General features: G+C 62.0%; 10 protein-coding genes. 1 reads left to right on the top strand and 9 read right to left on the bottom strand.

Annotated elements, in window-relative coordinates; genetic code table 11:
* Positions 1–170: 170 nt before the first annotated feature.
* The 4 genes from V5E97_RS28825 to V5E97_RS28810 all read right to left on the bottom strand — a co-directional run bounded on the left by V5E97_RS28825 (position 171) and on the right by V5E97_RS28810 (position 5,284).
* Positions 171–1,004 (bottom strand): transketolase, encoded by an 834-nt coding sequence (locus V5E97_RS28825; RefSeq protein ID WP_406695015.1) that lies wholly within the window; start codon positions 1,002–1,004, stop codon positions 171–173.
* A gap of 258 nt (positions 1,005–1,262) precedes the next feature.
* Positions 1,263–2,237, bottom strand: coding sequence for a uracil-DNA glycosylase family protein (locus tag V5E97_RS28820; protein ID WP_406695014.1), 975 nt, complete (start codon positions 2,235–2,237; stop codon positions 1,263–1,265).
* A gap of 148 nt (positions 2,238–2,385) precedes the next feature.
* Positions 2,386–3,711 carry an NAD(P)/FAD-dependent oxidoreductase gene (locus V5E97_RS28815; protein WP_406695013.1) on the bottom strand — a complete coding sequence of 442 codons (1,326 nt, stop codon included), beginning with the start codon at positions 3,709–3,711 and terminating at the stop codon, positions 2,386–2,388.
* A 196-nt stretch (positions 3,712–3,907) separates the two neighbouring features.
* The gene (locus V5E97_RS28810; protein WP_406695012.1) at positions 3,908–5,284 is read right to left on the bottom strand and encodes a HEAT repeat domain-containing protein; all 1,377 of its coding nucleotides are present in this window, start codon (positions 5,282–5,284) and stop codon (positions 3,908–3,910) included.
* Positions 5,285–5,448: 164 nt separating this feature from the next.
* Between V5E97_RS28810 and V5E97_RS28805 the strand changes: the two genes are divergently transcribed.
* Positions 5,449–5,961, top strand: coding sequence for a MogA/MoaB family molybdenum cofactor biosynthesis protein (locus V5E97_RS28805; protein WP_406695011.1), 513 nt, complete (start codon positions 5,449–5,451; stop codon positions 5,959–5,961).
* Positions 5,962–6,372: 411 nt separating this feature from the next.
* On the opposite strand, the gene rsmG is transcribed toward V5E97_RS28805, so the two are convergent.
* The 5 genes from rsmG to V5E97_RS28780 form a co-directional block, all read right to left on the bottom strand.
* A complete protein-coding gene (rsmG, locus tag V5E97_RS28800; RefSeq protein ID WP_406695010.1) occupies positions 6,373–7,842 on the bottom strand; it encodes a 16S rRNA (guanine(527)-N(7))-methyltransferase RsmG in 1,470 nt (489 codons plus the stop codon).
* Positions 7,843–8,564: 722 nt separating this feature from the next.
* Positions 8,565–9,659 (bottom strand): heparan-alpha-glucosaminide N-acetyltransferase domain-containing protein, encoded by a 1,095-nt coding sequence (locus V5E97_RS28795; protein WP_406695009.1) that lies wholly within the window; start codon positions 9,657–9,659, stop codon positions 8,565–8,567.
* Between the two features lie 83 nt (positions 9,660–9,742).
* Positions 9,743–10,933, bottom strand: coding sequence for a hypothetical protein (locus V5E97_RS28790; protein WP_406695008.1), 1,191 nt, complete (start codon positions 10,931–10,933; stop codon positions 9,743–9,745).
* 536 nt (positions 10,934–11,469) lie between these two features.
* Positions 11,470–12,531: a DUF1559 family PulG-like putative transporter gene (locus V5E97_RS28785; protein ID WP_406695007.1), complete on the bottom strand. Its 1,062-nt coding sequence runs from the start codon at positions 12,529–12,531 to the stop codon at positions 11,470–11,472.
* Between the two features lie 155 nt (positions 12,532–12,686).
* On the bottom strand, positions 12,687–12,926 hold the full coding sequence (locus V5E97_RS28780; RefSeq protein ID WP_406695006.1) for a hypothetical protein: 240 nt from the start codon (positions 12,924–12,926) through the stop codon (positions 12,687–12,689).
* Positions 12,927–13,378: the final 452 nt, after the last annotated feature.

Below are 13,378 nucleotides of genomic sequence, written 5' to 3'. Positions count from 1 at the left end.
GGCACCTTTCCCGGATGTCTTCGATCGATCCTCTCGTCGGGGGTTACGCGTCAGAGCCGCGGCCGACGAGTTATGCATGAGGTAGGCAAAGCCCACCTTTTTTTTAATTTTTTGTTTCCGCAATCACCGACAAGACGCCCACGTCTTGGTCTTTTGCCCACTGAAGTCGTTCAGGAGGAGGCAACTTCAGCCAGGGCCTCGTCGAGGTTCTTGGCCGGCATCGGCTTGCCGTGGAAGTTGAGGTCTCCCAGCTTGGCCAGCAACTTCAACATGCCCTGTCCCTTGTGGGTCAAGGAAACGATGCAGGTGGGCTGGCCCTTCTCGGCGCGGGCGCGTTCGAGCGACTTGACGACCTCGCCCATGTCGTTGCCATTGACGACCTGTGTCTTCCAGCCGAAGGCGGCGAACTTACCGTCGATCGGGTCCATGTTCAGGACGTCTTCGGCCGCGCCGGTCTGCTGAAAGTGGTTGCGGTCGACGATCAGGGTCAGGTTGTCGAGCTTGTACTTCGCGGCCGACGCGGCGGCCTCCCAGACTTGCCCTTCGCCAAGTTCACCGTCGCCTGTCATGACGTAGGTGTGGTAATCCTTCTTGTCGACCCGAGCGGCCAAGGCGTGGCCCACGCCGAGCGACAGTCCCTGCCCGAGCGAACCGGTCGAAGCTTCAATGCCGGGGAGGCGAACCATGTTGGGGTGCCCCTCAAGCGGGCTGCCCAGTTTCCGCAGGGTCATGAGGTCTTCTTTGGGGAAGTAGCCCGCCTCAGCCATTGCGGAGTAGAGCACCGGCGCGGCATGGCCCTTCGAAAGAATGAACCGGTCTCGATCGGCCCACTGGGGGTTCTTCGCGTCATAGCGCAGGAAGCCGCCAAAATAGAGCGCCGTGACGAATTCAGCAGCCGACATCGAGCTGCTCGGGTGCCCCGAGCCAGCCTCGGTCGTCATCTTGAGGATGTCCTTGCGAATCTCCTTGGCGCGAGTCAGCAGTTCGTCGAGCGTATCTGGCACTGGCGGAAGCCTCCTGAACCCCAAAGTCATACGGCGATCTTAATCGCGGCTGGTTTCGTCGCGCATCGAGTCCCAAACTTAACGGCTCGCAGGTCGATCCGGCAAGAGGGTACTACTTCTCCGTCAAACTCAGCCGGCAAATATGGACTTCCTTGGAATTGTGGTCAAGCCCTTGAACACCACGGTCATCCCGATCAGATCATTGCAGAAAATCATAACCATTCGCTGAGGTCGCCAGGGCTGCGATCTCCGCCGGAATCATCGTTTCTCTCGGGTTGGAAGGTTCAAGCCCATCTGTTTCATAAGCATCTGCAGGTCGTCCCAGGCATCCTTCTTGCTCGCTGGGGCGCGCAGCAGATACGAGGGGTGATAGGTCACCATCGTCAGCACACCCCGACAGCGATGCCACTTTCCGCGGAGCCGGCCCAACGAGAGTGCGGTCTCCAGCAGGCTCTGCGCAGCGATTCGACCGAGCAGACAGAGGAACTCGGGGCGGACGATCTCGATCTGGCGATCGAGATAAGGGAGACAGTGAGCGATCTCTTCGGGAGTGGGGTCACGGTTCTCGGGCGGACGTGACTTGAGGATATTGGCGATGTAGACCTCGGAGCGCTGAAGTCCCATACCCTTCGTGATCATATCCGTCAGCAACATCCCCGCACGCCCCACGAATGGCTCGCCGGTCCGGTCTTCGTCAGCCCCCGGAGCCTCACCGATGAACATCAGCCGGGCCGTCGGCGAGCCGGAGCCGAAGACGGTTTGAGTCCGGGAAGCCGCCAGGTGAGGACAGCGCTGGCAGACCGACACCTCGGCCGCCAGAGCGGCGAGCTGAGCCGGCCGCTCTGCCGGTGGCACGATCGTTTTCGCTCGCTCGGAGGCGCCAAAGAGTGAGGAGGGGGGGAGAACAATCGGAGCCCGGGCAGGTTTCGGCGCCGTGACCGGACGGCGGACCGGCTCGACTTCGACTTCCGCTTGAACGCGGGGGGTCGGAGCAGGTGTCGGGAGCGGTTGTCGGACCGGCTCCACTTCGACGCGAGCTGTCGGGGCCTCGGGCATCGCGGCCAAGCTCGAGACGAAGGGCGCAACATCCGGAATCACCGGGGTCGGAATCCGGTCGACCCCCGAGCGCCCGAGCGACTCCAACCGCTGCCTCACCTCGCGGAGGATGCGCCCCCGCTCCCGCTGCTGCTCGTCCGACACGGCGTTCCTTCCCTCTTCGATTTCCCAACCCATTCGCGGTTCCGCGGCTGAGGGTGAACAGACAGCGTCCGCTCCCCCGTTCCCCTCTCTCAAGCGAATTCGCAAATGCGGCGTCATGCCCACCTTAGCAAGAAGCGAGGGAACTCACATTCCCCCAAATTCTGGGTTGCGACGCGTTTCCTCAAGCATCAACACTCTTTCCCGATCCCGCAATCGACTCTGGCTCGCGATCCTCATCAGCTCCAGCCGCCTGCCAACGGGCCGGCGGCCCCGTGATCAGCCGAGCGCCACGGTCGTAGGTCACGTAGGACCAGGCCCACTCGAATAGGACCACGAACCGGTTGCGGAACCCGATCAGGAAAAGCACGTGAATGAAGAGCCAGGCGAGCCAAGCGACCAGCCCCGAAAGCCTGATCCAGCCGAGGTCGGCGACGGCGGCCGCGCGGCCGATCGTGGCGAGCGAGCCCTTGTCATGATAGCGGAACGGCAGTCGCCCTTGCCCTCGGAGCGAGCGTTCGATGTTCCTGGCGGCGTGGATCGCCTCCTGCATCGCCGCGGGGGCAACCCCTGGAATCGGCTTGCCGTCCTGGTCGAGACTCGCCAGATCCCCCACGACATACACGTCGTCCCGCCCCGGAATCGTCAGGTCGGAATTCACCCGGACTCTGCCCGCGCGGTCAAGCGGCACCCCCAGCGACCGGGCGAGCGGGGAGGCTGCGACTCCGGCAGCCCAGAGCACGGTCCGGGACTCGATCCGTTCGGAGCCAACGCTGACTCCATCGGCATCAATGGCCGTGACCATCTGCCCCGTACGCACCTCGACCTCCATCGCCACGAGCTGCTCGCGTGCTTTTTCCGAGAGCGGCTCCACGTAGCTTGGGAGGACTCGAGGCGAGCCCTCGAGCAAAATGACCCTGGCCTGAGTCGGGTCGATATGCCTGAAGTCGCGAGCCAAGGCGTGATGGGCGATCTCCGACAAGGCACCGGCGAGCTCGACCCCCGTCGGCCCGGCTCCGACGATCACAAACGTCAGCCAGGCGTGCCGCCGAGTCGGGTCGAGTTCGCGTTCGGCCGCCTCAAAGGCGAACAAAACCCGCCGGCGGATCTCCAGGGCATCATCAATCGTTTTGAGACCAGGGGCGAATGGGGCCCATTCATCGTGCCCGAAGTACGAATGAGTGGCTCCCGTGGCGACAATCAGGTAGTCGAACGGGATCGATTCGTCGGAGAGCACGACCTGCTTGGTCTCGAGGTTGATCCCAGTCACCTCGCCCAGCAGCACTTCGGCGTTCTTCTGGCGTCGGAGGGTCCGCCGGATTGGCGAAGCGATATCGCTGGGATTGAGCGCGGCGGTGGCCACCTGGTAGAGCAGAGGCTGAAACAGGTGATGGTTCTGCCGGTCGAGCAGGATGAGCCGTGCCGAGGCTCGCCGCAACGCCTGCGCAGCGGAAAGGCCACCAAACCCTCCACCGATAATCACAATCCGAGGCAGCTGAGATGAGGTCATGAAGTCTTTGCCTGATGATTTCGTGGAAACCGGCTGCGGGAATCCCGGGGGCCACAAACTCCCCTGAAAGCGAGAGACAACTCGACCGCTTGATGGGCACGGGAGGCCCACCGACTCCAGGCGGCCGGCTCGTCAGTTTCTCAGGTTCACGATGGACCGTCCACCCACGGAATGGATCACGGCGGAAGGCAAAGCTTCACGGCTGAGGAACCCGGCGGGTCGGCGTGGGCTCGGCGCGGAACGATTTGGTCACCCAGCGCTGCCAGCTCGAAATGTCGTAACCGAAGTCTTGACCTGTCATTTCGACCAGGGCCTCGTGAACCTCGACGTTCCGATACGAATACGCCATCATTTTGAACAAGGGGCCTCGATTGCCGTGATTGGTCCCATTGCCGACGGTGAGCGAGCTGACCAGGTCCGGTGTCACGGGGACGGATGTCGCGCCGTAGGCAACGCTTCCCGGCCCGACCGCCGGGGGAGTCAGAAAGCCGACCGAGCTGCCGTTGGTGTAGATCGGGACGCCGACCGACCCGAGTCCGCCCGCAGAGGGAGGTGGACCGTTACTCTCGGGAATCATGACCATCTGATACTGTGTCGTAATCAACGCGGGGACGAGCTTGGGAACGGTCGCCACCGCGCCGAGATTCACTAACGCCCACGCCGCCCGGTTGACGACCTGGGGGTTGGTCGAGCGTAGCGACTTGACGAAGCTCGGGATGATATTCGCGTCACTCCTCACTTCGAGTTCCGCCAAGGTGCCCTCGCGGACCTCGGCGGCCGACTCGGCCAGCAGCCGGTTGACCAGCGCGGCGGCCGCTTCGGGCCCAGGAATCAGGCCCAGAACCCGATCGAGTAGGCTCCGGAATGGCGCCTCGTCGCGGCCGAGCACGCGAACCAGGGGAACGATCGCCACCGGGTCGCGAATCTCACAAAGCTGTTGTTCCGCCTGGCGAGCCCGCTCCTCCGAGCTGTTGGCTATCGTCTGCCGGAGCAACCGGATCCGCCGGACCCAGGACGCCTGTTCGGCTCCCGCCGTCAACTGGGCCTCGCGTTCGTCGCGATCCTCCTTCGTGACCCATTTCCCCTTATAGAGCACCAGGCCCTGTGACTCGCGCAATTCATCGGCGTTCAACCAGCGATCGGCGACCAGGGTATGGCCGAGTTTCTGGTGCGCGGGGGCAAACGACTTGTCCTGAGCGACCGCCGCTTCATAATGGAACTCGGCCAGGTCGGCGAGCTTCTGCGACTCGCACCAAAGGCCGAAATCGTACTGCGATTCCGCCCCCGGACCGACCTTCCCACGCCGGACGACATACTCGTCCAGGACGCTCGGCTCGGCGATCACCTGGAGAATCCTGGGTTTCTCGAAGATCAGAGGGGTTTTGCCGGTCGCCAGCAAGACGGTCACGCGATCAGGTCGGCTCGGGTCGGCGACCACCTTCCCCCGGATCTCTCCGCCTCCGCGGAGGACGATTCGATCGGCAAAGCTCTCGGCTCCGCCCCACAACAGCAAGACCAAGCCCAAGAGCAGGGGGGCGACACCAAACCGCGAAAGCGATCGCATTCCGGTCATGCGTGCTGAACCTCCTGCCCGCTGACTCACCGGAATGCCGGTGAAACCCGTGGACTTCGCTATTTTACGAGGGTCGACAAGCTCACGACAATCACCTGCCGAGCGTCCCTTTTCATTTGGAAAGCTGGGCAACCTGCCATCACCAAGCCCCATGAGGAAATTGCATGAGCCAAGCCGTCACCGAGCATCGGGCCGACGCCCTGGGAACGCTTAACCTCGCTGTTTTAACAGTTTCGGACACACGGACCCGCGAGACCGACACGTCGGGGGCCTTGATCGTTGCGCTGGCCGAGGCGGCGGGCCATCGGATCCTGGAGCGTGAGATCGTCCCCGACGAGCCCGAGGCGATGCGTCCGCGATTCCAATGGTTCGCCGCTCGTGAGGAACTGCACGCCACGCTGGTGACCGGGGGAACCGGGATCAGCCCGCGTGACCTCACTTACGAGACGGTCAGCAGCCTTCTCAGCAAGCCGCTCCCGGGCTACGGCGAGCTCTTCCGGATGCTCAGCTACGCCGAGATCGGGCCGGCCTGCATCCTGAGCCGCGCGGTCGGTGGCTTGATGGGACGGATGGTCTTGCTCGTCATGCCCGGCTCACGCGCCGCGGTGCAATTGGCCATGACCAAGATCATCCTCCCTGAACTACCCCACCTCGTCCGCGAGGCTCGTAAGCAATGACGCCTCGGAACGCGTCTTATTCGATGCGGAGGGCTCGGAACACCGTCTTTCTCAACATTGCGGGCACGTCTCCAGGACCGTAGCCGACCCGCCCGCCTGCGTCTTGGATGCTTGGGAATCGCCGGCCCAAGCCGAAAGAAGTGATAAAAAGAAAAAGGAGGCCGGAACGGTAGCTCTCCCTAACCGTCCGGCCCCCGAAGCCGCCTTCTTGCAGAACAAGAAGAAAGCCGGCGAGCTTATTTCATTTCCCGTGCCATCAAGCACGAGTTCGATGACTCGCGGCGGCTCCCCCTGGAAAAACAGCGATTCGCGATCCGGCGTCCCGCAGCGAGACGCCCTCCCTCTACGCATCTCTGCTTAGTCTTCAGGCAGCCCATTGATTGCCTATCAAGGCTTCCCAATACATTTCCGCTAACGATCGATTGAGCTGACGGGAGGCTGGTCGGGGCGACTTTGCCGCCAGGCGTAAAGAGCCACGGCGGTTGCGGTCGCCGCGTTGAGCGACTCGACCCCGGGGGCCATGGCGATCCGCCGGCGCTCGCCTTCGCGGAAGTGCGCGGGAAGGCCGGGGCCTTCGACCCCGGGGACCAGGCCGAAGGATTCGGGGAACGGAGCCGCGCCGAGCTCGGGACCGTCGGTGGCCAGGGCAATCAGCGGAACCCGATCCGACGTCAGATCCTGGATTGACGGCCCTTCCAGGAGGGGAACCTGAAACAGAGCCGGCCCCGCCGCGCGGGCGGCCTTGGGATGGAACGGGTGCGCCGACTCGCGAAGGAGAACGACCCGCGCCGCGCCGAAGGCAGCCGCCGAGCGGATCACCGCACCGACGTTCTCTGGATCCTGGAACGGCACGAACAAGGTACAACCGGCCGGCCAAGGGGCCTCGTCCGACCACTCAGGGATTTCGGGTAACCGGACCAGGAGCAGGGGGGCATGCGTCCCCGAGGCGTCGAGTGCCCGAAACAAAGGGTCGGCCAGGCGATACCAGGTGAGGTCAGGCGTAGGCGGAGGAGCCCCTTGAGAATCGGTCAGCCAGCCTTCAGCGTGACCAGGAAAGTGCTCGAGCACTTCGGCGATCGGCCGAGCACCTGAGAGCAGGGCCCGCCCTTGCTTGCGGATCCCGCGGCCCCCCAGCAGGTCGCGACAGAGCTTGAACGTCGGGTTCGTCTCGCTCGTGATCGAGACCGCGCGCACCGAGGCGGAATGACCGGTCTCTTCTCCCATCGCTTCCTCTCCCGCACCTTCAAGGCGTTCGTAAATCACGAGCCGACGATCGTGCGGCGTCCCTGGAATCTGATAGGCGTGATCGGCCACGAGCCGATACCGGTCCGCATGGGTCTTGGCGGCCTCGGCGATCTCGGCGTCACAGTCCGGCCCCTTCATGAAGAGCATCCGCCCCCCGACTTCCAGACAGTTCGCCACCCGGTCGAGCGTCTCGGGGATCGACGCCACCGCCCGGGTAATCACCCCGGCGACCTTCCTCGAAAGCTTCGAGTTCACCTTCCCGGCCAGGACCTCGACCCCGCCGAGCTTCAGCCGGCCGCAGACCTCTTCCAAGAACTCCGCGCGAGCCCCGCGCGGCTCGGCCAGGATCATCTGAGTCTCGGGCCGAGCGATCTTGAGCGGGATCCCCGGCAGTCCAGGACCGCTCCCCATGTCGATCAAAGGCGAGGGGAGTTCCGTGAACCTCAAGACGAGCAGACTGTCGACATAGTGCTTCAGCACCATGTTCTCGAAGTTGTGGATCCGCGTCAGGTTCAGCTCGGCATTCGCGGTGCGGAGCATCCGGTGATAGGCCCAGAGCCGGTCGAGCTGCGCACTGCTCAACCTGATCCCGCACCCTTTGATAATAGCTTCCAGCGACGATCGGCCCGGTGTCATCGAGGGGTCCCGGCGTTGTGTCTCAAAATCCGCATGGCGAAAGCCTTTACCCGATGAGCAGGGTTCATTGCCACCCCGAAGGGGCGACCGTCAAAGGCCTAAGAGGTGGCTCCGACGGTCGCCCCTTCGGGGCTGCAACAGAGTCTGCCGCAAGGAAAACAGGGCCGGCTGTCTGCCCCGGAGGCCGAAATTCGGGGGGGGGAGAAACTCGTTCTCACGCTCCGCGTGGGAATGCCGTTCTGGCCGCTCTGGGGCCTCACCCGCCGGGGAAGTCGACGCGGAGCGTCGCGGACGGCATTCCCACGCGGAGCGTGAGAACGAGATCCCGGTATCCTTGCGACAGACTCCTGCAACACGTAAATATGTCGAATATTCCCCAGGAGTTTCCCCCCTGGCGAGGAACGATTATCCCTGAGAGGAAAGGTTCCGAAATCCGTACAGATCGATTCTGGCACTCAATAAACGATTGTCCACAATACGACACCGTTCGACGATCCGCAAGAGGCCTTGCGTGACCGGCACCATAGGTCCAAGTCGACGATTTTTTCGATAACTTGAGTCGGGGAGCAATGCGATTCGCCAAGAGAATTTGGCGAAAGAACCGGACGGCGATCCTCCCTCAAACCGACGGAGCAGGGCTGGGATTGCGAAACGCAACCTCAGCCCCCCGGAGATCCTCCCCAATCAGACGGGGGACGAACTTGACTTGACCGACCACGTCCTCAGAGACGCAAGTGAAGCCCGGATCGATCGAGGTAGTTGATGAAGAGATAATTGATCCAAAAGTAGATGCCGAATCCCGCCGCGACGTACCAGGCCGGCGCATCGTGTGGCATGTACTGTTTCATCGCCCCAGCCACAAGAGGATGGAGGATGTACGCCGCCAGCGCATTTCGGCCAAAGACGCTGAACATCCTGAGCTGAAGGCCATCCCGGTCGCAAACCACGACGAAGAGTGCATACAACGCCAGAGAAAAACCCGACGCGAACGTCAGGTAAGAAAGGCTCCCCGACCTCTGGCTCATCGTCCAGAGAGTCACGGATTGGCTCGGCGCGACGAAGGGCGGGGCCGCGAGCGTCCCACCCATGCAGGAGATGCCATAACCAATCGCCATCATCACGACACCCCAACCGGCGAGACGGGCGACCTTCCCTGCTCGGCCGTTGGCCATGGTGTCATAGGCGAGCGACCCCACGAGAAGCGGGATCGTCCAGCTCAAGAAACCGAGTGGGCCACCGTCGATCCCCGGCCGGTTCCAGACCCAGTCAAAGTAGAACCAGGACGACAGCCCGAGGTGGAGGACTGACGAGAAGATGAGGAAACCGACCCGCACCGCTCGCCCGGCGGCAATCACCGGCAGGCACCAGATGGACGCCAGGGCGATGTGGACGAGCGTCTGAAACAGGTTGCGCTGAAAGGCCGTCGTGACAAACCCTCGCAGGCCCAAGGCCTGCAACTCAGCCCATGAGCTAGTCCGACCGTCAAGGTGATAGATCACGAACCCGAGCAGAATCAGCCCCAGACCCCGGCGCAAAACGGCCCCCATCGCCGCTCGGGCACCTGCCGTCTCGAGCCGCCGCAGGTAGGTCAGCCGAAAGGCGAACCCGACCGCGAAGAAGAATTGCGGCATAATCGTATCGGCATAACTGCAATACGAATTGTGGTGCTTGAAAATCGCGGGAAGCGCCTCGAAGTTTCCCAGAAAATTGACGAAGAGCATCCCGACGACCGTATAGCCCCGGAACTGGTCAAGCGAGACGATCCGGCTCCCCGAGGGCGCCGGGGCTGAGGCCGGTCGTATGGTGGTCGCTTCCATGAAAGTTGGCTCGCTGTGGCTCGTTCCGTTGCAAGGAAAAAATCCCGAAGGGACGGCGACCAATGCTGGCGCGAGGCGTCCCGTCAGAGTCGCAGATAGATCGACCGCCTCTCCAGAAAGTTAACGAACAAGTATGTGATTCCGAGAAAGAGAGCAAGCCCCGTGAGACACCACCAGAGTGGAGAGTCTTTGGGAACGATGGCATGTATCGTCGTCTCAACCGCGTGGTGGATGAGGTAGGCCGCCAGCGCGTTCTGCCCGAGCGTCGTGAAAAGGCCAACGCGCAAGGAGCCCACGTCCGAGGCAAGAATGAACAGAGCGTACAACGCCAGCGAGAAGCCGGTCGAGAAGAGGATGAACGTCATGCTGGGCATCCGCTTCCCCATCATCCAGTAGTTGTGCTGGCGGGCCGAGGCAGGGGGGGGAGCAACGAATGGAGGCTCCGCCAGCAGACTGGAGAGCGGCCGGCCCTTCATCCGCGCCAGCGGTGGCCGGACAGGCGAGTCGGCCAGCTCAGCGCGTGGCGCAGGGGGGTTAGCCGGATCGACGTCATACAGGGTGGTGAGGCAGGAGAGGACATAGCCGACCACCATCAAGGCCACGCCCCAACCGACGAACGTGCGGGCCGAGGGCGAAGGTCGCTTTGCAACCATCACGTCATAGGCCAGCGTGCCGGCCAACATCGGGATTGCCCAGCCCAGTAAGCCGAACGCGCCACCGTCCCAGGCCCGGCTTCGGGCGGCCCCCCAATAGTCACTCACCAGGTTCGGCAAGCCATACACAAAATTCCAGTTAAACAGATCCGCCAGCACGACGTTGCCCACGACCAGGCCAAGCGTGGCCAGCAGTCGGATCCGAGGGCTGGCCGTGATGACCGGCAAAATCAGGATCTGCGTCATGCCGATGATCGCCAGCACTTCCCAGATGTTCGCCTTGAGGAGCTTCGCGACGAACTCGTGTACCCCCTCAGACGTCATCTGGGACCACGACTTGAACTCATCGCCGAAGCCGAACATCATCACCGAGACCAAGACCAGCGCCAGGCCGCGGATGATCGCGTGGCGCCAGGTTGCCGCCAGGCCGATGCGCTCGAGGCGCCGGAGCATGGAAAGCCGATAGGAGAAGCCGCATGCGAACATGAAGCTCGGCATAATCGAATCGGCATAACTGAAATAGGAATTATTATGCTTGAAAAGGGAGTGAATCGCCTGCATTCCGCCGAGAAAATTGACCACGAACATCCCGGCCACCGTGTAGCCGCGGAACTGGTCCATGGAGTGGATCCGCCCAGAATTCGCCTCGGTGCTCATGGGATGCTCGACGGGGCCTTGGGATCGTGATTGGGGTCCGAAAAAGTGCCGTCGGAAACGTGGGCCGATGAAGCCCTGATGCTCGATCGCCTGCCCGGGCGTTCGGAGTTGCGAGCCACACGACCTGCCTCCGACGAGCAAGGCTCGAGACATCCTCGACGGAGAGCCGATTTCGCAAGCGCAAATCAGACGGGCACGCACCACCGAGAGGACCGCCTGCCGAGTGCCACGTGCTCCTTCTCTACCCCTGGGTTCAGATTCTCCCACTTGAATCGGCTCATGAACCCAAGGACACATCACCGTCTGCTGAATTTGCCCCCCGCAGGACCACAGAAAGCACCTTGAGTGACCAGCGTTTCCCGAAAATGCTTGCGGACATGACCCGTTGATCAAGGCCAATCCACCGAGACAACGAGACCCCGGACCGCCAGCAAGTGCGATCCGGGGCCATTTGGTAGGGACAGCCGAGGCTTGAAACCCCCGGTTCGGTCAACAAAGGCTCAGTATGCGTCCGCGCTGATCACCTCGCCCCCGTTGCGAGTAGATAGCGATTGATAGACGCCGGCCGGGGGCAACGCACCCCCCACACCGGTATAGAGCGCGGATCGACCGTTGTACTGGACCTGGAAGGGGTTCCAGGAGTTGATCGTGTTCTTGATGAACCGCACCGAACCATCACAGAGCAGGAAGTTACAGCCCCCGGGGTGGAAGCTATTGAACGTCATCGTATAGTTCTTACCTGATGCAAACTTGTTCGGCACGGCCTCGGCGGCGTCCCAGGTCTTGAAGAAGTTAGGCGGGAACAGCGTGGCCGCCGTGGTATCACCACCAACACCGGAGGTCCACCAATTCGGCCCGTAAGGGTCAGTCGACTTGGCGACCTCGCCGTACGCATGGTCTCCTGCCAAGAGGGTGTTACTCGTCCCGTCGGTGATTCCGGCAAGTTTGACCGGCGAGATGCTCGTTCCATCGGGATGGCCGACGTGATACACAGCCCCGGTATTGTTGTTGATGAGGGGATACTGTGTATCGCCCTTCGGATAGTAATAGAGAGGCCCCAAGTTGGTCGCGTAACTGCTGAAGGTCATGGGAAGCGGAGCGCTATCGTCCCAACCTTCGTCTTTCCCGGGATACCGAAGGTTAACCGCCCCGGCGTCGCTGGGACACCAGAGGAGGCTGATGCCAATTCCGTTGACCGTCGAATTCTGGGCGACATAAATGCAGATATTCGAATTCAACGCATTATAAGCGGCTCCCTGCTCAAGGAACTGGCTGAGTGCCACCCAAGGGCCAAATTGCTGGCGAATCCAGCCCGTGGTCAGAGCACTGCGACTGAAGAAATCGCCCATCGGAAGGGTCTCATTGACGCTCGCGTAGTTGTGGAACGCGAGCCCGAGTTGTTTAAGATTGTTGGTGCACTGGGCGCGTCGAGCCGCCTCACGGGCCGCCTGCACGGCAGGGAGCAATAATGCGATCAAGACCGCGATAATCGAGATGACGACGAGAAGTTCGATCAGCGTGAAACCGCGACGATGACGACGGACAAGGGGGGAACACAGCATGAGAGATCTCCCGAAATGACGAAGGAGAAACACCCGACCCTTGGAGAGAAAATGACGCCTGACGCCTTCGAGTTTGTTGTTCACGACCGAAAAGGGCCAGACATGAAACGAAGCCTAGCGGAAACGCCGGCTTGATAACCGAGGTAGCGTTCTCCTCAGCCTTCCTTGCCTTCCTGCTTCAAAGCCTTCTTCTCGCGGGGACTCATGTCCTTGTAGGGAGTCGGTTTCTCCTTAGGCGTCGGCGGCGCCACGGCGGGCTGCTCAAATTTCTGGCGAAACTCCGCCGTGCCGCCTTCCTCCTCTTTGCTGCAACCGATGAACAGCCCCCCAACCACGAGGAGGCACGAACCGAGCTTCAACCACTGCCACCCAGTTGGCCCACTTCGGCTGCTCATGCTTGCTTGACTCCTGAAATTCACCTCAGACGAAACATCAAAGCATGGTCGGTTCGGGCGATCAGAAATTCAAGCCGAGCCTCCACGCAGTCCGCGATGCCCCAAATCCATGAGGTCAGCGCAAAGAACGATCAAGCTCGGCGTTCCCGGTGCATTACCGAGACCCGATGCGACACACAACGATGACGACGAGGCAATAAGACGAAAGGGTACCACGAACTTCGTGGCTGGATTTGCACTTGGTCTGAATCAGCCGCCCAGCCTGTGCCCGCCCTCGGGCACGCTGGTTCGATTGAATCTGACTGGCATTGCAACAGATCTTGCGACTTATTTCAACAGGCCCCGACACGAAAATCTCAGAGAGCCGCCGACCGAAGTACCAGATCCACTTGTGTGGTTTGTCCCCAAATGCATTCTACTGGGGACGTCCTTCTTGATTCCACACCTATATC

Origin of the sequence: Singulisphaera photorubra, from assembly GCF_045290345.1 — a bacterium.
Taxonomy (GTDB): domain Bacteria; phylum Planctomycetota; class Planctomycetia; order Isosphaerales; family Isosphaeraceae; genus Singulisphaera.
Note: the sequence above shows the minus strand (reverse complement) of the source record. Positions and strands in the feature narration are given on the sequence as shown.